Here is a 23835-nt window from a genome sequence, read left to right as displayed (position 1 = left end):
CAGTTGCTCTACCAACTGAGCTAAAGCGGCACTACGTCAGTGGGTGCGAATTCTAGTGGAATGCCCCACCCCACGCAACAGGAAATAAAAAAAAACTTATAATTTCTGACCTGAGTGCTCAATAAGTACACAAAACGGTCAATTCGGTTGAATATAACGGGCTAATCCCTGAAAGATCAGTCGGGATTCGAGCTCAACAGGTAAATCGCTCAGGTATTTTTGCAGTAGCAAAGCGTCGCCACCCGTTAAAATAATCCGTTGTGCTGCTTTAATTGCGTAGGCCTGCCGAATAGCCCCCACTAAAGCGGCTATGGCTCCTTGATATAAAGCTGTCGCCGTATCTGTTGCTGGTGACAACTGCTCTGTTTCAAGCTCTGCTGAAAATACTTTGGCAGTTTTACTCAGTACAGCTTCTTGCTGTAGTTTTTGCCCTGCTAAAATCCAACCACCTTGGTGAAGACCTGCAGCATTTAACCAATCAATAGTTAAAGCTGTGCCTGCGTCAACTACTAATAGATCTAAATTTGGGTATAACTCAGCTGCAGCGACTAATGCCAGCCAGCGGTCAACACCCAATAAATGTGGCTGCATATAACTATTAGTAATGCCAAAGGCTTGTGCTTCGCTATGAATTTGAATAAAAGGAATAGCAAGAGGAACGCGCTCGCGTAGTGCCGACACTCTGCTGTCCGCCGCCACACTAGAACAATATACTGCATTGACTGACAACCACTGTTCTGCGCTGATGTCTTCCAGTTGTATTTCCGTAAGATTGCCTGAATTATGCAAACAGGCTTTGCTGCGGCTATTGCCAATATCCAGTAATAATTCCATCAAAGCGCCTTTCTTAAGCTAAGTTCACCGCCATAAAAGCTTTGCTTTTGGCCGCCGATATCCAGCACCAGCCCACCCTGCGCATCGACACCAGCACAAAGACCACTAATAGTTTGACTACCGCTGGATAAAATCACTTGCTCACCAGCAAATTGATCCAATTGATTAAACTGCTGGACGTAATCCGTAAAGCCCTGCTGGCTAAAGTGTTGTAATTCTTTTACCAACTGGTGCTGTAATAAAGCTACCAGCAAATTTCGGTCGATGTGCTGGCCTAAAGCCGAAGTTAAATCGGACCAAGGTTGATCGACTACTTTATCAGTCTGATCCGGCATACGGATATTTAAACCCAAACCTATCACCACATCACATTGTGCGTGAGTCTGCCCTGCCAGTTCGACTAAAATACCACCGAGTTTTTTATGCTCTATATACAAATCATTTGGCCATTTCAGCCGCACTGGCAATTGCCATTGCTGTTGCAACACTTTTGCTACTGCAAGGCCTACCACTAAACTTAAGCCCATAGCAGCCTGAATACCTTGCTCCAATTGCCAGTACATTGAAAAATACAAATTGCAGCCGAAAGGTGAAAACCATTGTTTACCCCGTCGGCCACGGCCTGCAGTCTGAGCTTCAGCCACCAGCACAGCGCCTTTTTCCGGCACTACCCCGTCTTTGAGTTTTTGCATGAGCTGGCTGTTGGTGGAGTCTGTTACAGACTGCACCCAAACAGGCGCTTGTTGCTGCTGTTGCTGTTTAATCAATGCAGCGTCAAGTAATTGTACTGGTTGCGCAAGACGATAGCCTTTGCCTTTAATTTTGTATAGGTCGAGACCATAGTGCTGTAATTGCTCTATGTGTTTAGCGACAGCAGTGCGGCTAATGCCCAATTGCTCACCCAGCCACTGGCCTGAACACAAAGCGCCATCGGCCAGATAATGCACCAGTTGACGCTGGACTATCAGGCTATGAGGTAAAATTTTACGCTGTTCACAGGCCAAGTAAACGCACCTCAGGTTCGAGCTGCACCTTAAATTGTGCCAGGACTTTTTGCTGTATCAGGGCTACCATTTTTTGTAATTCTGAGGCTGTCCCCTGACCAAAATTCACCAGCACCAGCGCTTGTTTTTCATAACAGCCGACATCGCCAATACGTTGACCTTTTAATCCAGTGTGTTCTATCAGCCAGCCAGCCGCCAGTTTAACCAAGCCATTAGCTTGTGGATAAAACGGCATTGCAGGGTAAGACTGTTGAATAGCTTCAAATACAGCATGTTTGACCACTGGGTTTTTAAAAAAACTGCCGCAATTAGGTAAGACAGCAGGATCAGGCAACTTGGATTGACGCACAGCAATAACAGCTTCTGCTACTTCAGTAACAGAACTGTGCTGATTTAAATGCTCCAACCCTTTGTAGCCCACTTTAGGTTGACCTTGTTTTTTTAACGTCAGCCCCACAGCGACTATCAGGCCACAACCCGCCAGTCCGGTTTTAAAAATACTGTCGCGATAGCCAAACCCACAGTCGCTTTTGCTTAAACGCTGCACTTCACGGCTTTGCCAATGAAAAAAATCGACATAGTCACAACAATCTGCCAGCTCAGCACCATAAGCACCTATGTTTTGCACTGGTGCCGCCCCTACGCTACCAGGTATTAACGACAGATTTTCTAATCCCCACCAGCTCTGAGTTACAGTCCAGCTCACCAATTGATGCCAGTTATCCCCTGCTTCTATATGCAGTTGTACTTGCTTTTCATCTTCTGCCAACACAGTCCGGCTTTTGGCTAAATAACGTAAAATGGTCTGAGTTTGATCGCTCAGGAAAATACTGTTGCTGCCTTCACCCAACACTATAGGAACCACTGCAGGCTGATACGCCATTAATTCAGCCAATGAGTCCAACTCAACCAATTCGGCAAGTTGTGTATCCAATGCAAAAGTGGAATAGGGTTTAGCAGAGAGCTGCTGTAACAAACGCATAAAAGCACCAAATAACCAAAGTGCGCTCATTCTACTGAATCCAGCGCAGCAGACCAAAAAAATCTCAGTCTCGAGCTAGAAAAACCTCATTAACCCAAAACGAAATTTATGGCATTATGGCCCAAACAGGTCCAACCAGAGAGTTTTATGTTACATCACACTTTTATTAAAGTCCGGGGTTATCACCTGGATGGTTATCAGCACGTCAACAATGCCCGCTATTTAGAGTTTCTGGAAGAAGCCCGCTGGGGTTATCTGGAACAACATGGCGATATCGAACATTTTGAACAGCTGGGTCTGGCCTGGGTGATCGTCAATATCAATATTAACTACAGAGCTCAGGCTACCATGGGCCAGCAACTGCGTATTGATACCGAATTCAGCGCTATTAATACCAAAAGCTCTGTCATTCATCAGAAAATCTGGCTGGATGGTACTGACATTTTAGTAGCCGACGCCAATATTACTTTTGTTTGTTTGGATAAAAAGACCGGTCGGGCTGTAGTGATTGAAGGCGATTTAAAACAGCGTCTGGAGCCTCGTCTGGCCAATCTGACGGCAATTTGAAGAAGAAAAGAATAAAGCCAGTCCCTTGGCTGTTGTGAAATTGCACCAGCCTTGTCCGCTAATACGGACTGGTTGGTGTGTAATAGAAACTTGCTGTACTGCCATCCAGACTGATTCGTGTTGGTACTATAGAAGTACTGTTATTGATCAGGTTGTACTGATCGCCGCTCACCAGTTTATACCGCAGCAGGTTATTCACCTTCACAGGTAAGCCACAGCTGGTTTGAACATATTGAGTCTGAGCATCTGATCTCAGAACATAAACTTCATTAGTTCCATCCACTATGCCCTGACCCACACTGTTTACAAACAACGAAGTCGCTTCCGAAATAGCCACTACACGGCTGGCAGCGCCCACTTTGGCCTGGAATACCATAGAGCGGCCCATGCGGTCACGTTGACGGAAGTGGGTATCATTAATCACCCCTCGCATCGCAGGGAAATTTAGGAAAGCTGTACTGATATTGATAGTTTCATGGCATAAATCTGTCACAGCTTCAGCACTGATAGCACCAGCTACACCATCTGGGTCATAAATATGCTGACTCAATACATGATCACCAGCAGATGTCCCCCCTACTATACCGCCTTTGTCATACACATGCTGAATAGCAGCCTGAACTTTAGTACCTTGCCAGGCATTCAGATAAGCCGACTGATCACCACCTGCCAGCCAGACAAATTCAGCAGAGCGGATAGCCCAGTCCACATAATCCATATTGGCCTTGGTCACTGTATCCACAATAATAGTTTCGACAGAAGCTGCATTGGTTAAACCCTGCAAATAGCTGTTGTACGCATTGGTACCCGCAGTGCGCAGCACTACGATGTTTCCGCCCTGAATATGTGGCCCAACTCTTAAACTAAAAGCATTGTCCACATCAGCGCCACCGCCCATTAGGAGCAAAGCCGGATCGGATAAAGTGACACAAGTGTCGGTGGCTGAGCCTGTGATATAGCTGGTTAAATTGCTGGGTTTTGACGGTCGTGTGCCGTAGTTACAACCTGTTAAAATATAAATGCCACTATCTGGATGAGTATTATTTTTCGTCGCCAAAACATGACCACACAAGCTGTGGCTGCAAAATAACAGCGCAAACATGCCTAAGAGAGGTGCTTTCATTTTAATTTCCTACTTCTTTATCTGATTTAAAACGGTCAAAAAGGCTATGGTGTTACAGCAGCTGCAAAGCTGCCTGTAAGATTCGATCAGAGAGGGGGCCTATACCCAAAGTATTTGGAGTTGCAGGGAGGCGACAAGCTAGCTGAGTCCCAGGAGCATAGTGGTCTTATGTGACTGTTGCGAGATAGCACATTCAACAAAGCTGCAGCTTCAAATTCGAAGGCTATAAATTTATTCGTCGAACCACTCGGATAGGTGGTAATCACTGGAGCACTCATGCAAATTTGCCGGAGCTGCTGTCCGGGCACATGTTACTGAGCAAGCGTGGATAGAAGTCATAGAGTGTTAACACTAAATAAGTGGTCCGACGTAATATTTATGCTTTTGCTTTCTCTGTCAAGACGAAGCTTTATATCTTTATAAAATTACTTTCACTGGGGCAACTTTTCACTACAAAACATATGACAAAAAAAGCAGGGATATGGCAAGCTAATTCTTTGTTTAACAACAGAGTGACACGAATGGATTTAATTAGTTGGGACCAGTTTGGACTGGTTGAACTTCGGGTAGGTACAGTACTAGAAGTCGCCGATTTTCCGGAAGCACGAAAACCGGCTTATAAACTAAAAGTAGATTTTGGCCCTGACATCGGCGTGAAACAATCCAGCGCTCAAATCACAGCGCTGTACAGCAAAGAACAACTGCTGGGGAAGCAGGTGATTGGCGTTGTAAATTTCCCTGTGAAACAAATAGGGCCCTTTCGCTCAGAATGCCTGATCACAGGATTTTATCGACCTGATGGTGCTGTGGTTTTGGCGGTGCCGGACCAGATTGTACAAAATGGCAGCAAAATATCCTAACAATAGATTTACCATTACATGCACGGCAGATAACATAGCTATCAAAACATCAACACACACTGGAATGAAGAATGTTAAGAAAGTTATTGCTGAGCCTGTTTCTGATAGCACCGGCCATGACGCAAGCCGATTTATTGCAAGGGCTTAAGTTTTACAAAAATAAAGACTACGATAAGGCAAAAACAGAGTTTGAATCTTTGCTCCCTCTGGGCAACAGTGGTGCTGCTTTTAATTTAGCTGTGATGGCATTGTATGGCCAAGGTGAACCGCAGGATTTAGTCCGTGCTTATGCTTATTTTTCGCTAGCTAAATATTTGAAGCAATCCGGAACAGATAAAGCACTGCAGCACATAGAAACTTTAATCACACCAGAGCAAAAGCAACAAGCGATGCTACTACTGGCTCAGATCCAGCACAACACACTACCTCCTTACAGTGCCAACGAACCTGGCCCCAGACCACTTTCACCTCTGAGAATAGCCCATAAAAAAACAGAGCCTGACTACCCTATAGGCGCAGCTAAAAGGGGGATCACCGGCTTTTCAGTTGTTCAGTTTGTAATCGACAAAGAAGGAGAGGTGGTCTTTGCACAAACACAAAGAGGTCTGCCGGAAGGGGTATTTGCTGCAGCATCGGAGAAAGCTATTAGGAAATGGAAATTTAAACCTGGCCCAGCAGCCAGTATTCAGACAGTTCGGCTCGACTACAGCTTGCGTCCTCTAAAAGAGACAGATGACACAGAAGAGCCGAGTGTGAGACTAATCAATTCATTACAGCAGTCCGCTTGGCCTGCAGCTTTAAATGGCTCGGCGGAACATCAGTATCATGCAGCTGCTGTCTTTGATTATCTGGAGAGCGAAGATGATGTTTATGCGACAGCAAGCACGGCTGCAGTTCAGCCTCCCACCGTATCCGATTTAGCCACAAAAAAAACCGGATTCGGACTACCGATGCAGGCCTTCTCTGGCAAAGCGCTGATCCAGGTTAATACAAATTCACAGATAGAGACTGTTCAACCACTGCTAGGCACTGTACCAGCACTGACTGGCACAATAATTCCCGGATTACAGCAAGGCAGCTATCGTATCGAGCCTTTTGATGAGTATTTTGGCTCGGGAAAACCCCAGAGTTTTGCCGCTGATAAAATGTATGTAAAGCCTTTGCATGCTTTACCCCAAGAGTGGACCAGCGCCTACTGGCTGGATCAAGCCGCCCGTAATGGCATGACGACAGCACAAAAAGTCCGGGCAATGCAGCAACCTTATTGGGCCACTTATCTGCAACAACAAAAAGAGCCAACAGCTTTAGGCTGGTATGCCATAGAGCTGATGACACAAAACAGCCCGCAGGCTAAAGCTGCTTTAGCTACTGCCAAAGAAGCCGGCTTCAAAACCACATCAGAATTGGAAGAATTATTCCAATAAAGCTTTAGCCCATAATTCCAGCTTTTGCTCTTTGCTTTGACTGGCATGAGCAGGGCTGCTGGACGGCAACTGAAAATACTCTATATCAGTACGATGTTTTAACAAAGGCAGCAGATGGCGTTTAAACTCTTCTGCTGCTTTGGCGCCATTAAAACAAATCTTTAGGATCTGCGGTTCAGCATCAAGCAATTGCGGTATCGCATTACAAATCACGCTGCTTTTTTTAATGGCACTATCCAGGCTGCCAGCTCTTTCGCAGTGAGCAATCACATCCCATAACGCTATGCCTTGCCCTATCAGTAACTGGCAACGCTGCTGGTAATCCAGTTCTGTCGGAATAGCAAACAGCTGCTGCATAAAAGGCCAGAATAAATTGCGCGGATGGGCGTAATAACGTTGTTCAAGAAGAGAAGCTGCGCCTGGCATACTGCCGAGCAACAAGATTCGAGGTCTGGCACCAAGGACCGGTGTCAGACCTGTTAATAGTTCAGATAACATACATCAAATTTTCAGGCCAGGCTGAAACTGTAATGCCTTTTGCCAGGCCATTTCGGCTTGCATAGGTTCGCCGTCCTGCTCGGCACAATAGGCAAGCGTTGCATAAAGCACAGCATCTTCTTTGTGATCACGTAACCAGTGCTGCAGCTGTTTACGCAGCAATACCACATGACGTTTTAGCGGAATTTGTTTCAGCACAGGCCATACCAATGGCAAGTCACTATAAGCCAGATTATCAACCAGCAACTTCTCAGCCTGCTCTACCTGACCCGCTTTCACTTTAGCCCAAACACGACCCACTACAGCAGCCATTGACTTACGTTCTTTCGACGGCAAGGCCAACCAATAATCACTGCTTTCGTCAAATACGCCCCGGGCCGCCAGATTACGGATGGCCTGCGGATAAATCTGATAACGCTGCGCTTGCCACTGTGCTTTGGTAAACCACTTGTGTTCTATGGCTTTGAGCACTGTATGGAAGACTTCTATATTATGGCCAGCTGCTAACAGCGCCTGGAAATACAAGGGCGCTAATAAAGGCGCATTTGCTGGTATCAGCATAGCAAGCTGCAACAACTCCAGTGCGGCTTCAGCTTGATTCTGACGCAGCAATAAATCTGCTTTGACATAACAACTCTGAGCCTGGGTTGCATCCAGTTGCTCAGCGAGCTGCATAGCTTTGGTCGCATGTCCGGCCTGCAACGCAGCGTAACAAGCCATACTCTGGCGTAGTATAGTGAATTCAGGCATAGCGTCAGAGCGATCAAAATACTGCTCAGCATCCTGAAAACGGCCCGCAGCTAAAGCCAAAGCCGCTTGCTCAAAAGCTAAGCGGGCTTTGCGTTGCTGACGACCACGAAAAGGGTTTAAGGTCCAATTACGAAAACCTAACAAAGGCCGTAAAATGCGCAAACTCAGCCACAACACACTCAGACTCAACAACAAAACTATGACAAAACCTATCAGCGTCATCTCCACTGTCCATGGACCCAGCACCAGCATCAGGTAACCCGGATTCTGCGTCAGCCAGGGCCCCACCCACATGGCAGCAGCCAGCAGTAAAACCACTATCAGCAAACGGATCATTGGCTGCTCTCCACCATGCTCTGACGCATCACCTGATCAAGCACAGCTGTGGATTGCAGTGCCGCAGGAGCAGGAAAAGCCACTGCTAAACCAGCCAGTTGTACCAATTGCTCAGATGCCGAACTGACTTGTGGATCTGCAGCAGCAAAATAACGCTGCAAGGTATCCATAGCCTGCTGCAATGCAGCCTGATACAGCTCTGGCTGATATTTCATGGCTGCCAGCTCGGCCAGTAACAACTGCTGTTGTAAGGTGTTACGTAAACTCAGTTGCTGACCTGCAGTTAACACAGACAAATCTTCTGGCTGAGTCGGGCGCACATGCACCAATGAACGCCAGAACGAATTCCAGTGTTGGATCAGGGTGGATTGCCAGTCAGCCTCTGCCGCGATAGCTACAACTGGTGTTTCATCCAGTACCCGTTCACTTTGGCGCAAAGGTAAATCGTTCACAGTTTTGCGTAAGCTGGTTAAAGCCAGCTGAATTTTGGCTAAATCCGGCACTGTGCTTTTTTGTAGTTCAGCTAAATCAGTCTGAATGGCCTGACGCAACGGCTGCATGCTGCTGTCCTGCAGTAACGCCAATTGCTGTTCGGCACCTTGCAATAAACGTAATGCTGCCGGCATATCTTGCTCTAACCAGATTTTTTGTCCGGCCAATTGCAACAGCTGCTGAATTTGCCACAACTGCCAGGTACGGCCATTGCTTAATTGTTTTTTGCTCTCCAGTTGCAACTGAACCAGGGCCTGTTGTTGCTGCAGATCCAGGCTTTGCTGCTGTTTTTGTTGGTCCGCGACCAAAGCTAGTTGCTGTTGGACCTGCTCAGTCAATTGCTGAAGCTGCAGCTTAGCTTGTTCAGTTTGTTGCTGTTGCAGCTGCTGAAGTTGCAACTGTTGTTGCTGCACTGTCGTCCATTGTGGCCACAACCACCAGACAGCAGCAGTTATAGCGCCAACCAGCGCTATATTTAACAATAAAGAAAGCCAGGCGACAGCCCGACCCGTTTTAGCAGGCCTTGGGCTTTCACTTTTTGGCCTTTCATTTTTTATCGGTTCTTTTTTAACCGGCTCATGTGGAAGTGGAGATTCAGAGGCGGTAACAGCCACCGGCGTATCAGTCATGACAAGTTCCTCTTAACTGGCAAATAGCCTCCAGTAACGCCTGATCATTGGCACTGGCTGACAAAAAAATACGGGACTCTATGATCCCAAGTTCTATAGCGGCTTCTTTCATCCGCGGGCTCACCATTATCCATAACTGTTGCTGTAACCAGCCATGTTGCTCTTTGGGCAATAACTGAAAAATAAGCTGTAAAATTTCGTTGCTGGTGACCACAATACATTGAATATGTTGTCGATGCCACTGGTCTGACAAGCCTTGACCATCTAGCAGCAAAGGGACTCTGCGATAACTTTGCACATACTGAATATGAGCCCCCCGTTCCATTAAGCCCTTTTTAATCAGCTCACGACCTGCGTTACCCCTCACTATCACAATATGTTTACCTGCTACATCCTGTAATTCTGGTAAGGCCAACAGGCCTTCGCTACGCTGATCTTGCGGCACCAGTACAGCGCGGCCACTGCATTTTTCCAATACTGTGGCTGTAGTTGTACCTACCGCTATTAAAGGTGCCGTGATGTTTTTGCAATCATATTGTTGTTGTAAACAACTGACCGCACTGACACTGACAAAAATCACCTTATCAGCCTGCTCCAGCAGAGTACCTGTTTTGGCCTTTAATGGTACTAACTGCGTGGTGATCAAAGGCTGATACAAATAGGGAATAGCAAGCTCGTCTAAACTGGCCAGCAACTGATCCGCTTTGCCTGCTGGTCTGGTGATCAGTACAGGTTGTTGTGGATCCAGCGTGAAATTTTGCACTGCAGATCAGGCCTGCTGATAGACCGCATCTAAAATGCGATCTGCGCCTAACGCCAATAACTGCTCCGCCAGTTGCATTCCTAACTGCTCGGCTTGTTCTGCAGAGCCTCTTATTTCTGAACGTAAAATTTCAGAACCATCCAACTGTCCGACCAAACCACGCAGCCAAAGTTCATTCTGCTGCAGTACAGCAAAAGCGCCAATAGGTACCTGACACCCACCCTGCAGCTTGCGGTTCATCGCCCGTTCGGCCAACACACAAATGCGGGTTTCCTGATGTTCCAACGGAGCCAGCAATTGTTGCATCACCAAATCATCACTACGGCATTCAATACCTACAGCGCCCTGACCATTGGCCGGTAAACTGGTGCCAACTTCCAGGAAGCTGGCAATACGAGCTTCAAAACCTAAACGTATTAAACCAGCTGAAGCCAGAATAATGGCATCAAATTCACCTGCGTCCAATTTTGCCAGACGAGTGTTAACGTTGCCACGTAAGTCGCTGATCTGTAGATCTGGTCGCATAGCTTTGATTTGGCACTGACGACGTAAACTAGAGGTTCCGACCACTGCGCCTTGGGGTAAATCAGCCAGCTGTTTATAAGTGTTGGAGACAAAAGCATCACGGGGATCTTCACGCTGACAAATGGTATGGAGCATCAGGCCTTCAGGAAAATCGACCGGCACATCTTTCATACTGTGGACTGCTATATCTGCACGGCCTTCCAGCATGGCCGTTTCCAGCTCTTTAACAAACAAACCTTTACCGCCGATTTTGGCTAAAGGAGTATCCAGAATTTTATCACCCTGAGTCGACATAGGTACCAGCTCAACCTGCAACCCCGGGTGGGCAGCTTCAAGTTCAGCTTTCACAAAATTAGCCTGCCATAAAGCTAGAGCACTTTTACGGGTGGCAATGCGGACAAGGTTCATAGATATTCCTTAAAGCAGCGAAAAATAGCAGCAGTGCCACGACGATAAAAGCCGGACTGCCAGAAAATGCCACCTAGTATATACCCAAACTCAATGCAGGGGCAGAGCTCGGCCATGCCCGGCTAAAATTCAAATTTAGAGTCAAACAGGTATAAAGAGGTCAACGTTTATCAAGCTATACTTCAAGTTCGAAAGCGATATTATTGATAATGAAAATGATGACTGAATAAAAGATTTTGTTGCGGATCAAGGATTTCAACCCGCCATTCGCCTTTTTGCTTGGCATCGAATTCTTTTCTGCTGTAAGTACGCCAATAATCCAGTTTGACCGGCAGTTTAATCCGGGTCATCAATTTACCTTCGTAATACCACAGATGTTCTATGCTCTGACCATTTAAACCTTTAACTTCAGAATATAAAGCCACCTGTGGAACGGCAGTTGCATCAATATGTCCACCTAGGCTGCGGGCCTGAGCAGAAGGCGTTTCGTTGGTCAACAAGGCTAGCCTTAATACTCCAGTGTCAGCACTAAACAATGGTGCACCAGCTTCAGCCGGAGTTTCATCAACAGCTGAGTTCGGTAATACCTGAACATCCGTTGGTTCAACCACTTCTGCCGACGCAATTTCAATGCCTGCTACATTATCAGATGGTCGCTCAATGTTTTGCTGCACAGCTTCCAGTACCAGCTCAGCTGTCGCAGCTTCAATAGATTCAGCAGTAATCACCACAGGAGCAGTTTCAGACAGAGGTTTGGCGACAGTATCAGGTGAGTCAACATTTAACCCACCATATAACAGCAGAGCAGCAGCACAAAGCGTCAATACTGCACCGGCAATACGACGCCAATGCCAGTGTTGCTCTGTTTTTGGTGCAGGTAACTCTGCGGGAGCAGCCGCTGCAGCGCCCAGACTGACCCGAACCACCAGTTTTTCCTGTGCTGTTGTCACTTTCACTGTTCCATTTTTAAAGTGCTGGTAATTGCTGCTGAATGAAACGACTAATATCTGCAATTTGTTGTGGGCAGACACTATGGCCCATACGGTACTCGGCCCAGTTCACAGAAAAGCCCGCAAACTTCAGCGCATTAAAAGCCGCCTGACCTGCGCTGTAGGGCACCACTTCATCATGGGTACCATGGTTCACCAGCACAGCTGTGCTTTTATTAGCACCTGTCATTTCTTCTTTTAACTTGCCCGGCACCGCCATATAAGTAGACAAAGCCATTACGCCAGCCAGTTTATAAGGCAGGCGGGGTAGTAAATGAAGCGCAATAACGCCACCCTGACTAAAACCTGCCAGCAAAATACGATTCGCAGCAATGCCCTGCTCTATCAGTTTGTCGATTAAGGCTGTAACCGCAGCAGCAGATTCACGCACACCAGTTTCGTCCGCTCTGTCGTTTAAATCCCAGGTTTTAATATCGTACCAACCGCGCATTTGCATGCCGCCGTTGATCGTAATAGGGCGTACAGGAGCATGAGGGAATAAAAACCGAATGCCAGAGCTTTTTGGCAAACGTAATTCAGGCACTATAGGAGCAAAGCCATCACCAGAATCACCTAAACCATGCAACCAGATCACAGCAGCATCGGCCGGACCTGCGGGTTTTATATCTACAAAAGGAAGTAACGCCATTCTATTTCTCTATCATTCAGGAATTATCGGTAAGCACTACGTCTTGGCCAGACTGCTTGCTAAAGGCATCCGAAATTAATGCCCAGAACTCAGCACCTGTTCTGTTATCAATCCAAACGCCATCTTTGAATTCAAAATGGTGGCCATTAAATTTAGTCGCAACCCACAACTGATGCAGTGGAGGTTGTTTATTAATAATCACCTTACTGCCGCCCGGAAAACTGATACTTAGCAAGCCACCGTTCGACTCATAATCCAAATCCAGGTCCAATGCTTCTATCGCATCTTCCACCGCAAGTAGCACTTGATCGGTCAGTTCGTCATATTCTACGTCATTCATCGGTTTCACCTGTTTGCTTTTGCTGTTAAGGATGCGATTATAGAGCGCAAAATAATTAATGAAATAAAAACCATGAATACAAAGCGACAAAGACTGGTGTGCATCCTGTTGCTCAGCCAATGGTTACTGGCCTGTGGCCAAAAAGGTCCTTTAACATTGCCTCAAACCCCACAACCCAATAAAGCGCCGGCAGAACAACCAGCGCCAGCCGATCAGCCAGTAGTTTCAAAGGAACAGTAGTGGATTACTTTAATTATCAGAATCAGAACTTATTTGCCGAAGACGTAGCTTTAGCCGATATTGCCGCAGAATTTGGCACGCCAACTTATGTCTATTCCCGCGCGACCATTGAGCGCCATTACAAAGCTTTTGCTGAAGCAGCGCCAAGTCGTGATTTATTAGTCTGTTACGCCGTCAAAGCTAACAGCAATATAGCGCTGCTCAACCTTTTGGCCCGGCTTGGCAGTGGTTTTGATATTGTGTCTGAAGGTGAATTACGCCGTGTATTGCAAGCCGGTGGCGATGCCAAAAAAGTGGTGTTCTCTGGTGTAGGTAAGTCGGTCACTGAAATTGAGTTTGCGCTGCAAACCGGCATTAAGTGTTTTAACGTCGAATCTATTCCAGAGCTGGAACGTATTCAGCAAGTGGCCAGCCGCCTGAATATCATTGCGCCTATTTCTATTCGGGTGAACCCGGATATAGACGCCAAAACCCATCCTTATATTTCGACCGGTTTAAAAGCCAATAAGTTTGGTATCGACATTAACGACGCTGTAGCCATGTACCAGCAAGCGGACGCCGCTTCACACTTAAAAGTCTGTGGTGTCGATTGCCATATCGGTTCGCAGCTGACTGAAACCCAGCCGTTTTTAGATGCCTTAGATAAGTTACTGGCATTGATCGACAAATTAGCTGCAGTGGGTATCAAGCTTACTCATATCGATATAGGTGGCGGTTTAGGTGTACCTTACGATGGTGAAACTCCACCACATCCTGCTGAATATGCCGCCAAAGTAGTAGAAAAACTTGAGGCTTATCCGCAGCTGTCACTGATTTTTGAACCGGGCCGCGCCATTATGGCCAACGCCGGCGTACTGCTGACCAAAGTGGAATATTTAAAACCTGGTCAGGAAAAGCATTTCGCTATTGTTGATGCCGCTATGAATGACTTAATTCGTCCTGCGCTTTACAGTGCATGGCAATCTATCATTGCTGTGCAGCAAAAACCTGATATTCCGGCCGTGACTTACGATGTGGTAGGCCCGGTCTGTGAAACTGGTGATTTCCTCGGTAAAGACCGGGCTTTAGCAGTAGAACCAGGTGATTTACTGGTAGTGCGCTCAGCCGGCGCTTATGGTTTTACCATGAGTTCCAACTACAACAGCAGACCCAGAGCCGCAGAAGTGCTGGTGGATGGTAATCGCAGCTACTTAGTCCGCCAACGTGAACAATGGCAAGACCTGTGGCGCGGTGAACAGTTGGTACCCTGAATGATCCCAGACAATAAATTTAAAGATCGTCCCCACCAAAGCTTAGTGCATTTTTCAAAAATGCACGGTTTGGGCAATGATTTTATGGTGATAGACGCGGTCAGTCAGAATGTGTTTTTAACCAAAGAACAAATTAAAAAGCTGGCCGACCGTAACTTTGGTGTCGGATTTGACCAGTTGCTGATGGTGGAACCGCCGTACGATCCGGATCTGGATTTTCATTACCGCATCTTTAACGCCGACGGCTCTGAAGTAGAACAATGCGGCAATGGTGCACGTTGTTTTGCTAAATTTGTCCGGCATAAAGGCCTGACCAATAAATACAAAATTGCGGTTAGCACCAAGTCTGGCAAAATCACTTTGTACATAGAGCAGGACGGTCAGGTCACGGTCAATATGGGCGTCCCTCAGTTTGATCCGGCCAAAGTGCCTTTTAAAGCTCAGAAGCAAGAGCTGAACTATATTTTGCACAGTGAAGATGCAACCACTTTATGTGGTGTGGTGTCGATGGGCAATCCGCATGCGGTGATACTGGTCGATGATATTCAGACGGCTCCGGTGCATCAGTGGGGACCGGTGTTTGAAAATCACGAACGTTTCCCAGAGCGCGCCAATATAGGTTTTATGCAGGTGCTGTCACCTTCTCATGTAAAATTAAGAGTATGGGAGCGTGGCGCAGGTGAAACCCTGGCTTGTGGTACCGGCGCTTGTGCTGCCGCTGTAGTGGGGCAAATGCAGAAAAAATTACAAACCCAGGTCAGGGTAGATTTACCGGGCGGCTCGTTACAAATTCGCTGGCAAGGACCTGGTCAACCCGTCAAAATGACAGGGCCAGCCGAACATGTTTTTGATGGACAATTATTCTTATGAGCGACCTTCCTCTCGATACAGCGCTGGTGAACCCTGAACTGGCTGAAGCCAGCCTGATTGTGGATTATCTCTATGACCACCCTGAATTCTTTCTGCAGCACCCGGAGCTGTTAAGCCGCTTACGTTTACCGCACCAGCAGCGGGGGGTAGTGTCTTTAGTGGAACGGCAGCTGGAGTTACAACGCGAAAAAATCCGATCCTTAGAAGACGATATAACCCGACTGATGGGTATAGCCCGCCAGAACGAACAGATTTTTTATGCGCTGAACGATCTGCATTTACAGTTATTAAAAGCCGCCGATCAAAGGGCTTTACTGGAAGCCTTGCAGGCTTTTACCGCCCAAATGCCGCATGTGCAAAGTTGTGTCTTGGTTGATTTGCAGCAAAAAACCGAGCAGGTCGCACAGTTACAGCTGATCTTGCAGCGCCGTTTAAGTGGCAAAGCTTATTATTTTGGCCGGATGAATCGCGATGAAATGTCAGCGCTGTTTGAACCTCATATTCACTCAGTCTCATTGCAGCTGTTAAAGCTATCAGAAGACCAACAGTTCCTGCTGGCCTTTGGCAGCGACTCAGACGAGCATTTCCAGCCTGGCATGGACACCGTGTTTTTGGACCATCTGGCGAAGCTGGTATTAGCCGTTTTACCAGCTGCTATTTAAATGGCACTGCCGGCAGAACTGGACCATTGGCAAGCCGACTTGTCGGCTTTCCTAGCTTACTTAAAGCATGAACGGGGTTACAGCGACAAAACCTTGAGCAGCTATCAATTGCAGCTTTGTGCTGTCGCCAGTCAGGTGGCAGAACAAGCAAATCATTGGGTCGAGCTGACAGAAACTCAGCTGCAACTGCATATCTCTTCGTGCCGCAAAAGCCTGAAAGCCCGCAGCTTAGCGCTCAGGGTTGCTTCATTACGCAGCTTTTACCGTTATCTGGTGCAACAAGGCAAACTAAAAGAAAACCCGGCCTCTTATCTACAAGTGCCTAAATTCGACAAACCTTTGCCAAAAAACCTCGATGTCGATCAAGTCAATCACCTGCTGGATTTTGACAGCAGCGAAGACGCCCTCGCCTGTCGCGACAAAGCTATTATGGAGTTGTTTTACTCCTCAGGCCTACGGTTGGACGAACTGGTTAGCGCTAATTTACAGGACATTGACTGGTCCGAAGCTTTAATACGAGTGCGTGGCAAAGGCAATAAACAACGGGTTCTACCTATGGGCCGTATGGCGGTCGCAGCCATCAAAAACTGGCTAAAAGTGCGGGGGGCTTATGTAGGCACAGAGCCGGACGCCTTGTTTTTAAGCAAACAAAAAAGCCGCATCAGCCACAGACAAGTACAACAAAGGGTTAAACTCTGGTCTGAACGCCAGGGTTTAGCCCAGCATTTACACCCTCATATGCTACGTCACTCCTTCGCCACTCATATGCTCGAATCCAGCTCAGACCTACGCGCAGTGCAAGAGCTACTGGGTCACGCTAATCTGAATACGACTCAGGTGTACACCCACCTGGATTTCCAACAGCTGGCTAAGGTGTATGATAATGCGCATCCAAGAGCGAAGAAGAAATAAATCTTAGTATGCCCAAGGTTCGTATTCTTTTGATGACTCTATGTTACTCACCGTGGATTTAAAAATTAATGCGTATTTACAAAGCCCTTTTGCCTTTTAAAGCCATCTCTTTTGATTTGGACGATACGCTGTATAACAACGGTCCTGTGATTGAGCAGGCTGAACTGGCTATGCAGCAAAAATTACTGCAATTGGCACCCAAGCTTGGGCTGATTGACCCTGAATTCTGGTGGCAAAAACGCAAAGAACTAGCACAACTTGACCCAGAAGTTCGGCACGATGTCAGCCGCTGGCGCTTATTGTCGGTGGAACAAGGCTTAACGGAACTAGGTATAGGTCGCTGTGAAGCAGGTGAAATTGCCGAACTGGCTTTTACTGCTTTTTATAATGCCCGCAGTAACTTAACAGTGCCGGAATCCAGCCATCAGTTACTCAAAGCCTTAGCAGAACGTTATCCGCTGGTGGCTATTACCAATGGCAATGCCGATTTAAAACTACTGCGCATTAGTCAGTATTTCCAGCATGCCTATCACGCAGGCCCCAGCGGCAAAATGAAGCCCTACCCTGATATGTTTCATAAAGCCTGTCAGCAACTGGCTATCGCACCGCATGAACTGCTGCATATAGGCGATAACAGCAAAGCCGATGTACGAGGTGCGCTGAATGCCGGTTGTCAGGCAGTGTGGCTAAAACATGAAGCCCATTTTCAAACCTCTGTATTGCCTCATCTGCAAATTGATTCGTTGCTGCAGCTACAGGCTTTGCTTTAAGTCGCAATCCTATTATCAATAGCTTGGGCTTCAACGCTGGGGTGGCAAGGCAGAAGGGTATATAATGGCGCAAATTTTGTGAAAGGTACTTACTGCTGATGGATGTCTCTTCTTTACTGGATGGCTTAAACGATAAACAACGGGACGCGGTGGCCGCTCCTCCTCAACATATGCTGGTATTAGCCGGTGCCGGCTCGGGAAAAACCCGGGTACTGGTGCATCGCTTAGCCTGGCTGATGCAGGTGGAACGGGTTGCGCCTTATAGTTTATTGGCTGTGACTTTTACCAATAAAGCCTCACAGGAAATGCGTAACCGTATCGAACAGACCATAGGCGTCAGTTTAAATAATCTGTGGATGGGTACTTTCCACGGTTTGTCGCACCGTATGTTGCGCGCCCATTATCTGGAAGCAGGTTTACCTCAGGGTTTTCAGATCATCGACTCAGACGATCAATACCGTTTAGTGCGTCGGGTATTAAAAGCGCTGAATCTAGACGAAAAACACTGGCCACCTAAACAAATTCAATGGTTTATCAACGCCCGTAAAGACGAAGGACAGCGTCCTGGTACTATGGATGCGCATGGCGATTTCAGCCTGCAAACCATGATCAAAATTTACGCCGCTTATCAGGAAATGTGTGACCGCTCAGGTTTGGTCGATTTTGCCGAAATTTTACTGCGCAGCTTCGAACTGATTAAACAGCAGCCACAAATTCGTGCTCATTATCAACAGCGTTTCCGCCATATTCTGGTCGACGAGTTCCAGGATACCAACTCTATTCAGTATGAATGGTTAAGGCTACTGGCTGGCGCTGAAAGTAAAGTGATGATAGTAGGTGACGATGACCAGTCTATCTACGGCTGGCGTGGCGCTAAAGTGGAAAACATTCAGCAGTTTTTAAAGGACTATCCTGAACCTGTCACTATCCGCCTTGAGCAAAACTATCGCTCCACCGGCACCATTTTAAAAGCCGCTAACTGCGTGATTTCGCACAACAGTGACCGTTTGGGTAAAGACCTGTGGACGGACGGCGAACAAGGCGAAGCCATTTCGCTTTACACCGCTTTTAACGAGCTGGACGAAGCTCGTTTTATTGTAGGCCGTATTCGGGAATGGAAACGTGAAGGCGGCAAACTGATTGAAGCTGCGGTACTGTATCGCAACAACGCCCAATCGCGGGTGCTGGAAGAAGCTTTAATTCAGGACGGTATTAACTACCGTATTTATGGTGGCTTACGTTTTTACGAACGTCAGGAAATTAAAGATGCGCTGGCTTATCTGCGTTTAATTAATAACAGACAAGATGACGCCGCACTGGAACGTATTATCAATACTCCGGTGCGTGGTATTGGCGATACCACTATGGACAAAGTGCGCGAAAATGCCCGTTCTCTACAAGTGACCTTGTGGCAAAGCCTGCAACAAATGCTAGCCAATAAACAACTGACTGGTCGTGCCGCCAATGCCATTAGCACCTTTGTGCAGCTGATAGATCGGCTCGAAGCCGACAGCAAAGACTTGAGTCTGGATGAGCAAGCCGATCATGTGATTCAACTATCTGGTCTGATGGCGATGTACCTGGCCGAAAAAGGCGAAAAAGCCCAAACCAGAGTAGAAAACTTAAACGAACTGGTCAACGCTTGCGCCAACGCCACTTATGTCAACACCGAAGAGATGACTCCACTGTCCGCCTTTTTATCTCAGGCAGCTTTGGAGGCTGGTGAATATCAGGCTGAAGAACATTCAGACGCTGTGCAGCTGATGACGTTACACAGTGCTAAGGGCCTGGAATTCCCGCTGGTGTTTATCTGTGGTTTGGAAGAAGGCATGTTTCCAAGCCAACAAAGTGGTGATGACAGCGAACGTTTAGAAGAAGAACGTCGCTTATGTTATGTCGGCATGACCCGGGCTATGCAAAAGCTGTTTTTAACTCATGCCGAAAGCCGCCGTTTATATGGTCAGGAGCAATATAACAGACCGTCACGTTTTATTCGTGAGATCCCGGCCGACTGTTTAGAAGAAATCCGCCTGACCACTAATGTCAGTAAACCGACTCAAATGAACCGTTTTGGCAGTGCCGCCAGCCATAGTGCTTTTGAAAATACCGGCTTTAAGCTTGGCCAAAGGGTATTACATGATAAGTTCGGTGAAGGCACTGTGCTGAATTATGAAGGCACAGGGCCACAATCTCGTATTCAGGTGAACTTTGACGAACTAGGCAGTAAATGGCTGGTGACAGCTTATGCCAGGTTAGAGCCTGTTTAATTGATGACGGATCTGCTCCAGGTCATCCATCAGCAACGACATGCTTATCAAGAGCGTGGCTGGCGTTTACCAATCTGGTTAGCAGGTTCAGAGGCTTATACTAAGCAGCAACTTAGCACTTTAGAGCCTGAAGCTGTTAGTTATTGGTTAGGGCAGCAAGCCCCTGCTGGTTTTACGCTGATGTCAGCCAAACAGAAGCAACAATGGCTAGGCACTGAATGTGATCTGTTGGTGGTGGATGCACGTCAGGCTGTGGATTGGGATTTAGTCGCAGCCAGCAGTGGTTGCTTAAAAGCGGGTGGGCTTTGGTTATTTGTCACCAACGAACCCGATCTATGGCGACAACAAGCTAACCCAGCCGCCAAAAGAGTATTGCCCTATCCACTTGATGCCGCTGTTTATACAGGCCTATTTAAACAGTTTTGGTTAGAACAACTATCAGAACAGCGCTGGGTGAAGCTTATCGAAGGCAACTCTGCTGTAATTCCGCTCTTACCTGAAATTATTCGTTCAACACAAGCTGAACTACCCTATCGCACCGCAGAACAACAGCAAGCAGTGGCTGCTATTCATAAGGTAGTGACAGGCCATAGGCGCCGACCTTTAGTGCTGACTGCTCATAGGGGCCGTGGCAAATCCAGTGCTTTGGGAATCGCAGCAGCTCAACTAGCGCAGCAAGGTAAAACTGATATTCTGCTAACAGGACCATCTCCTGTTGCGGTGCAAACCGCATTTTTTATAGCGGCGGCGCTGTTAAATCAGCCGTACCAATCAGGCCAAAATCAGCTGCTAAACGGCACTATCCGTTTTGTGCCTGTTGATGTTTTACTTTCAGAAAAACAGCAAAACACTGTGATTCTGCTGGATGAAGCTGCAGCTATTCCAACCCCTCAATTGCAGCAATTGACGGACTTATATAGCCGTTTAGTTTTCGCTACAACAGAGCATGGTTACGAAGGCACAGGCCGTGGTTTTCAATTGCGATTCCAAAGTTATTTACGGCAGCATTGCCCTGGTTTTCAGAAATTGCATTTGCATCAACCGATACGCTATCAGGCAAACGACCCACTCGAGCAATTGATTTTTAGAGGTTTTTTACTGGAGCATACGGACATTGTGTTCACTGAAATTCAGCAACCACAAGTGACCAGCTATCCGGTAAAAGATTTACTGCTACAACCCCAAAAATTACAACAGATTTTTAGTTTGCTCAGCCTGGCCCATTATCAAACCGATGTGATGGACCTCTGGGCTTTGTTGGATAACCCAGCATTGAAGTTGTATACACTGGAGCAGGATCAGCAGGTAATCGCCTGTGCTTTAATCAGTTTCGAAGGTGAGCTGGATGCAGAACTTGCTATTGCGGTATCGCACGGAAAACGCAGAGTACAAGGGCATTTATTGGCTCAAAGCTTAGCTTTTCATTGCCTACAACCGCAGCTGGCACAGCAAAAAATGGCTAGAATTCAGCGTATTGTGGTGCATCCATTAGTGCAAAGTCAGGGAATCGGCAGTCAGTTGTTGAGCTTTGTATTGCAGGATTTGCTGGACCAGCAGTATCTGATTGGCACTAGTTTTGGCGCCACTTTAGCTTTAGCAAAGTTCTGGCAAAAAGCAGGCTTTAGCCCGGTAAAGCTCAGCCATCAAAACGAACAAGCGAGTAATGAAGCCTCTGTGTTGATGCTTTATGGTGACCAATTCAAGCCTCTACAACAACAGTTTTCCAAACAGCTATACTGGCAACTCGCTGATAAACAAGGTGCCTTGGATCCTGCTTTAGCGCTATTGTGGGCACAGCCCCCATCGACAACACTTACTGCAGAGCAAAAAACAGAATTAGAGTTATTTCAGGCAGGTTTGCGTCCTTTTGATCTGATAGAAACCCATCTACTCTGCTGGTTTAATTTGTTTTCAGACAAAGTTGAGTATCCAACTGCCCTATTACTGGTGCAACGGCTTTGGCAAAAACAGCACTGGCAGCAAATCGGCCTGACGTTAGCAAAACAAAAACTACCTGAACTTTGCAAACTGCTTATTTTATGAGCCAGATTAAGGTTTTATCTAATATCTTTAACTAAACTCTGAGCTATCCAGCTGTAAGAGTATCCATTTATGCAACTGCTGCACATGTCACTTATAAAGTTAATACTGTTGTTGGTCTGCATGTCAGCCAAAGCTGCGCAACCAGAACATATTCAATTAGGAATGTCTGTTCCGCTAACGGGCAATGCCAGCGGTATAGGTCAAAGTTACAAAAATGGTGTGGAATTAGCTATTAACAAACTAAACAAAGAAGGTGGTATTCAAGGCTTAAAAGTACAACTACTCGTTAAAGATGATCAATATGAACCTGAATTAACAGTGCAGAATACCAGGCAATTTATAATTGAAAACAGAGTTTTAGCCTTATTCGCGTATACAGGCACACCAACATCTTCGGCCATTTTACCTTTGTTACAACATTATCAAATGCCTTTTATAGCTCCATTCACTGGCGCATCTCTGCTGCGAAAAAGTGAATATGGTTTTATCTATCATCTTCGGGCTGGTTATGATGAAGAAACTCAAAGTCAGGTCGATTACCTGCAACCGAAACCTGAGACTAAGGTTGGTTTATTACTGCAAGCTGATGAATTTGGCGCTTCTATTGAACAAGGTTATCTAAAAGCGCTTCGACTAAAAGGCGTAACACCAGTGGTTACAGCGCGCTTTCAACGTAATAGCACAGCTATAGAAACTGGAGTATCAGAGTTGATCAAAGCAGGGGCTGAACTGGTATTTATGGCCGGAACCTATAGTCCATTGGCTGAAGCTATTCGTTTGGGTCGTCACCAAGGCTTTAGACCTCAATATGCCACAGTATCTTTTGCTGGTCTTCAACAGTTAAGTGTTTTGCTTGAAAAAGAAGATAAGGTAATGGCCACTATGGTGGTACCAAAACCAACAGATACCAGATGGGTAGTAGTCAAGGAATACCAAAAGTTGATGAAACAGGAAGCTATGGCCCCACTTTCAGACATTGGGCTAGAGGGTTTCATCGCAGGTACCTTGTTAGGACAGGCACTGAAATTATGTTCTCTACCTGTAGAGCGCCTATGTTTATTGGAAAAGTTACGGCAACAAACAGCAGTTTATGATTTTCCTCTACTTTTTGATGCGAATAATCAGCAGGCTTCTCAGCAAGTGATCAGGGTAAAAGTGACTGTTCATGGAATTGAGGACATCAGGTAGCTTGATAGCCTCATGTTAGCTGAACATGGTTTGGTGCTATTTGAAATCGGATTTACTCTGAATTCGGGGCGCTGAACTACATTATTGCGGGCCTCCTGCCCTCCACCCTTCGGGCCGGCTACGCCGTTCAAAAACGTTCCCGACGTTTTTGTGCTCACCCCGTCCCTGGGGTTCCGAGTGAGGANTAGCTCAAGGCGTGAAACAGGCGTGACGCAAAGCAGTTTGCGTCCCGAATTCCCTGTTTCACCCTGGCGGTGAACTACAGTGCTCACCCCATCCTGGGGTTCGTCCCTGCGGGACCCGCCGTTGGCGGTCCAAATTGGCTCCCGGCCAATTTGTCGCATGGGGGATGCCTTGCTCGGGTGGTTACCACCTGATTTCAACGCAAATAAAAAAACCCCTCGCTTGCGCGAAGGGCTTTTCCATTTATTGGGAGCCTGGCGGTGAACTACTCTCGCAT

24 protein-coding genes are annotated in these 23835 nt (G+C 46.9%); 12 read left to right on the top strand and 12 right to left on the bottom strand.

What is annotated here, in order from left to right:
• Positions 1 to 138: 138 nt before the first annotated feature.
• From EMM73_RS18555 to murB, 3 genes are read right to left on the bottom strand one after another with little or no spacing between them, the layout of a single operon-like run.
• A complete protein-coding gene (locus tag EMM73_RS18555) occupies positions 139 to 834 on the bottom strand; it encodes a type III pantothenate kinase (protein ID WP_127688272.1) in 696 nt (231 codons plus the stop codon).
• On the bottom strand, positions 834 to 1838 hold the full coding sequence (gene birA / locus EMM73_RS18550; protein ID WP_186435291.1) for a bifunctional biotin--[acetyl-CoA-carboxylase] ligase/biotin operon repressor BirA: 1005 nt from the start codon (positions 1836 to 1838) through the stop codon (positions 834 to 836). Before birA ends, EMM73_RS18555 begins: the two co-directional genes overlap by 1 nt.
• Complete coding sequence (gene murB, locus EMM73_RS18545) at positions 1828 to 2850, bottom strand: UDP-N-acetylmuramate dehydrogenase (protein WP_261373494.1); 1023 nt, start codon at positions 2848 to 2850, stop codon at positions 1828 to 1830. Before murB ends, birA begins: the two co-directional genes overlap by 11 nt.
• A gap of 117 nt (positions 2851 to 2967) precedes the next feature.
• Here murB and EMM73_RS18540 point away from each other — a divergent pair, with 117 nt between their 5' ends.
• Positions 2968 to 3387, top strand: a complete 420-nt coding sequence (locus EMM73_RS18540; protein WP_127688271.1) for an acyl-CoA thioesterase — start codon at positions 2968 to 2970, stop codon at positions 3385 to 3387.
• A gap of 58 nt (positions 3388 to 3445) precedes the next feature.
• On the opposite strand, the gene EMM73_RS18535 is transcribed toward EMM73_RS18540, so the two are convergent.
• Positions 3446 to 4510, bottom strand: a complete 1065-nt coding sequence (locus EMM73_RS18535; RefSeq protein WP_261373493.1) for a cyanophycinase — start codon at positions 4508 to 4510, stop codon at positions 3446 to 3448.
• Positions 4511 to 5031: 521 nt separating this feature from the next.
• Between EMM73_RS18535 and EMM73_RS18530 the strand changes: the two genes are divergently transcribed.
• Complete coding sequence (locus EMM73_RS18530) at positions 5032 to 5370, top strand: tRNA-binding protein (RefSeq protein ID WP_127688270.1); 339 nt, start codon at positions 5032 to 5034, stop codon at positions 5368 to 5370.
• Positions 5371 to 5441: 71 nt separating this feature from the next.
• The gene (locus EMM73_RS18525; RefSeq protein WP_127688269.1) at positions 5442 to 6794 is read left to right on the top strand and encodes a TonB family protein; all 1353 of its coding nucleotides are present in this window, start codon (positions 5442 to 5444) and stop codon (positions 6792 to 6794) included.
• Here the strand turns inward: EMM73_RS18525 and EMM73_RS18520 are convergent.
• The 8 genes from EMM73_RS18520 to cyaY form a co-directional block, all read right to left on the bottom strand.
• Positions 6783 to 7292 carry a DNA-deoxyinosine glycosylase gene (locus tag EMM73_RS18520; protein ID WP_127688268.1) on the bottom strand — a complete coding sequence of 170 codons (510 nt, stop codon included), beginning with the start codon at positions 7290 to 7292 and terminating at the stop codon, positions 6783 to 6785. The genes EMM73_RS18525 and EMM73_RS18520 overlap by 12 nt on opposite strands.
• Before the next feature lie 3 nt (positions 7293 to 7295).
• Positions 7296 to 8378, bottom strand: coding sequence for a heme biosynthesis HemY N-terminal domain-containing protein (locus EMM73_RS18515; RefSeq protein WP_127688267.1), 1083 nt, complete (start codon positions 8376 to 8378; stop codon positions 7296 to 7298).
• The gene (locus tag EMM73_RS18510; protein ID WP_127688266.1) at positions 8375 to 9499 is read right to left on the bottom strand and encodes a uroporphyrinogen-III C-methyltransferase; all 1125 of its coding nucleotides are present in this window, start codon (positions 9497 to 9499) and stop codon (positions 8375 to 8377) included. Before EMM73_RS18510 ends, EMM73_RS18515 begins: the two co-directional genes overlap by 4 nt.
• Positions 9492 to 10262 (bottom strand): uroporphyrinogen-III synthase, encoded by a 771-nt coding sequence (locus EMM73_RS18505; RefSeq protein WP_222422702.1) that lies wholly within the window; start codon positions 10260 to 10262, stop codon positions 9492 to 9494. Before EMM73_RS18505 ends, EMM73_RS18510 begins: the two co-directional genes overlap by 8 nt.
• A gap of 6 nt (positions 10263 to 10268) precedes the next feature.
• On the bottom strand, positions 10269 to 11195 hold the full coding sequence (gene hemC, locus EMM73_RS18500; RefSeq protein WP_127688265.1) for a hydroxymethylbilane synthase: 927 nt from the start codon (positions 11193 to 11195) through the stop codon (positions 10269 to 10271).
• 200 nt (positions 11196 to 11395) lie between these two features.
• Positions 11396 to 12145, bottom strand: coding sequence for a DUF2914 domain-containing protein (locus EMM73_RS18495; RefSeq protein ID WP_127688264.1), 750 nt, complete (start codon positions 12143 to 12145; stop codon positions 11396 to 11398).
• A gap of 16 nt (positions 12146 to 12161) precedes the next feature.
• Positions 12162 to 12833, bottom strand: coding sequence for an alpha/beta hydrolase (locus tag EMM73_RS18490; RefSeq protein ID WP_127688263.1), 672 nt, complete (start codon positions 12831 to 12833; stop codon positions 12162 to 12164).
• 16 nt (positions 12834 to 12849) lie between these two features.
• A complete protein-coding gene (gene cyaY / locus EMM73_RS18485) occupies positions 12850 to 13173 on the bottom strand; it encodes an iron donor protein CyaY (RefSeq protein ID WP_127688262.1) in 324 nt (107 codons plus the stop codon).
• Between the two features lie 72 nt (positions 13174 to 13245).
• On the opposite strand from cyaY, the gene lptM reads away from it, so the two are divergent.
• From lptM to EMM73_RS18445, 9 genes are all read left to right on the top strand, one after another.
• A complete protein-coding gene (lptM, locus tag EMM73_RS20565; protein ID WP_145987571.1) occupies positions 13246 to 13413 on the top strand; it encodes an LPS translocon maturation chaperone LptM in 168 nt (55 codons plus the stop codon).
• Complete coding sequence (gene lysA, locus EMM73_RS18480; protein ID WP_127688261.1) at positions 13413 to 14663, top strand: diaminopimelate decarboxylase; 1251 nt, start codon at positions 13413 to 13415, stop codon at positions 14661 to 14663. Before lptM ends, lysA begins: the two co-directional genes overlap by 1 nt.
• Positions 14664 to 15533: a diaminopimelate epimerase gene (dapF, locus tag EMM73_RS18475; protein WP_127688260.1), complete on the top strand. Its 870-nt coding sequence runs from the start codon at positions 14664 to 14666 to the stop codon at positions 15531 to 15533.
• Entirely contained in the window at positions 15530 to 16195 is a 666-nt protein-coding gene (locus tag EMM73_RS18470; protein ID WP_127688259.1) for a DUF484 family protein, read from the top strand. Before dapF ends, EMM73_RS18470 begins: the two co-directional genes overlap by 4 nt.
• Positions 16196 to 17107 (top strand): tyrosine recombinase XerC, encoded by a 912-nt coding sequence (gene xerC, locus EMM73_RS18465; RefSeq protein WP_127688258.1) that lies wholly within the window; start codon positions 16196 to 16198, stop codon positions 17105 to 17107.
• Between the two features lie 68 nt (positions 17108 to 17175).
• Entirely contained in the window at positions 17176 to 17877 is a 702-nt protein-coding gene (locus tag EMM73_RS18460; protein ID WP_127688257.1) for an HAD-IA family hydrolase, read from the top strand.
• Positions 17878 to 17975: 98 nt separating this feature from the next.
• Positions 17976 to 20144, top strand: a complete 2169-nt coding sequence (gene uvrD, locus EMM73_RS18455; protein ID WP_127688256.1) for a DNA helicase II — start codon at positions 17976 to 17978, stop codon at positions 20142 to 20144.
• A gap of 3 nt (positions 20145 to 20147) precedes the next feature.
• Complete coding sequence (locus EMM73_RS18450; protein WP_127688255.1) at positions 20148 to 22187, top strand: GNAT family N-acetyltransferase; 2040 nt, start codon at positions 20148 to 20150, stop codon at positions 22185 to 22187.
• Between the two features lie 84 nt (positions 22188 to 22271).
• Complete coding sequence (locus EMM73_RS18445) at positions 22272 to 23375, top strand: ABC transporter substrate-binding protein (protein ID WP_186435290.1); 1104 nt, start codon at positions 22272 to 22274, stop codon at positions 23373 to 23375.
• The last annotated feature ends 460 nt before the right edge of the window (positions 23376 to 23835 follow it).

This window comes from Rheinheimera sediminis (assembly GCF_004005375.1).
GTDB lineage: Bacteria > Pseudomonadota > Gammaproteobacteria > Enterobacterales > Alteromonadaceae > Pararheinheimera.
Note: the sequence above shows the minus strand (reverse complement) of the source record. Positions and strands in the feature narration are given on the sequence as shown.

Bases quoted from the DNA above. Each gene is read 5' to 3' on its own strand.
- EMM73_RS18555 (WP_127688272.1), bottom strand. From the start codon at position 834: ATGGAATTATTACTGGATATTGGCAATAGCCGCAGCAAAGCCTGTTTG.
- murB (WP_261373494.1), bottom strand. From the start codon at position 2,850: ATGAGCGCACTTTGGTTATTTGGTGCTTTTATGCGTTTGTTACAGCAG.
- EMM73_RS18540 (WP_127688271.1), top strand. From the start codon at position 2,968: ATGTTACATCACACTTTTATTAAAGTCCGGGGTTATCACCTGGATGGT.
- EMM73_RS18535 (WP_261373493.1), bottom strand. From the start codon at position 4,510: ATGAAAGCACCTCTCTTAGGCATGTTTGCGCTGTTATTTTGCAGCCAC.
- EMM73_RS18530 (WP_127688270.1), top strand. From the start codon at position 5,032: ATGGATTTAATTAGTTGGGACCAGTTTGGACTGGTTGAACTTCGGGTA.
- EMM73_RS18525 (WP_127688269.1), top strand. From the start codon at position 5,442: ATGTTAAGAAAGTTATTGCTGAGCCTGTTTCTGATAGCACCGGCCATG.
- EMM73_RS18520 (WP_127688268.1), bottom strand. From the start codon at position 7,292: ATGTTATCTGAACTATTAACAGGTCTGACACCGGTCCTTGGTGCCAGA.
- EMM73_RS18515 (WP_127688267.1), bottom strand. From the start codon at position 8,378: ATGATCCGTTTGCTGATAGTGGTTTTACTGCTGGCTGCTGCCATGTGG.
- EMM73_RS18510 (WP_127688266.1), bottom strand. From the start codon at position 9,499: ATGACTGATACGCCGGTGGCTGTTACCGCCTCTGAATCTCCACTTCCA.
- hemC (WP_127688265.1), bottom strand. From the start codon at position 11,195: ATGAACCTTGTCCGCATTGCCACCCGTAAAAGTGCTCTAGCTTTATGG.
- EMM73_RS18490 (WP_127688263.1), bottom strand. From the start codon at position 12,833: ATGGCGTTACTTCCTTTTGTAGATATAAAACCCGCAGGTCCGGCCGAT.
- cyaY (WP_127688262.1), bottom strand. From the start codon at position 13,173: ATGAATGACGTAGAATATGACGAACTGACCGATCAAGTGCTACTTGCG.
- lptM (WP_145987571.1), top strand. From the start codon at position 13,246: ATGAATACAAAGCGACAAAGACTGGTGTGCATCCTGTTGCTCAGCCAA.
- dapF (WP_127688260.1), top strand. From the start codon at position 14,664: ATGATCCCAGACAATAAATTTAAAGATCGTCCCCACCAAAGCTTAGTG.
- EMM73_RS18470 (WP_127688259.1), top strand. From the start codon at position 15,530: ATGAGCGACCTTCCTCTCGATACAGCGCTGGTGAACCCTGAACTGGCT.
- xerC (WP_127688258.1), top strand. From the start codon at position 16,196: ATGGCACTGCCGGCAGAACTGGACCATTGGCAAGCCGACTTGTCGGCT.
- EMM73_RS18460 (WP_127688257.1), top strand. From the start codon at position 17,176: ATGCGTATTTACAAAGCCCTTTTGCCTTTTAAAGCCATCTCTTTTGAT.
- uvrD (WP_127688256.1), top strand. From the start codon at position 17,976: ATGGATGTCTCTTCTTTACTGGATGGCTTAAACGATAAACAACGGGAC.
- EMM73_RS18450 (WP_127688255.1), top strand. From the start codon at position 20,148: ATGACGGATCTGCTCCAGGTCATCCATCAGCAACGACATGCTTATCAA.
- EMM73_RS18445 (WP_186435290.1), top strand. From the start codon at position 22,272: ATGTCACTTATAAAGTTAATACTGTTGTTGGTCTGCATGTCAGCCAAA.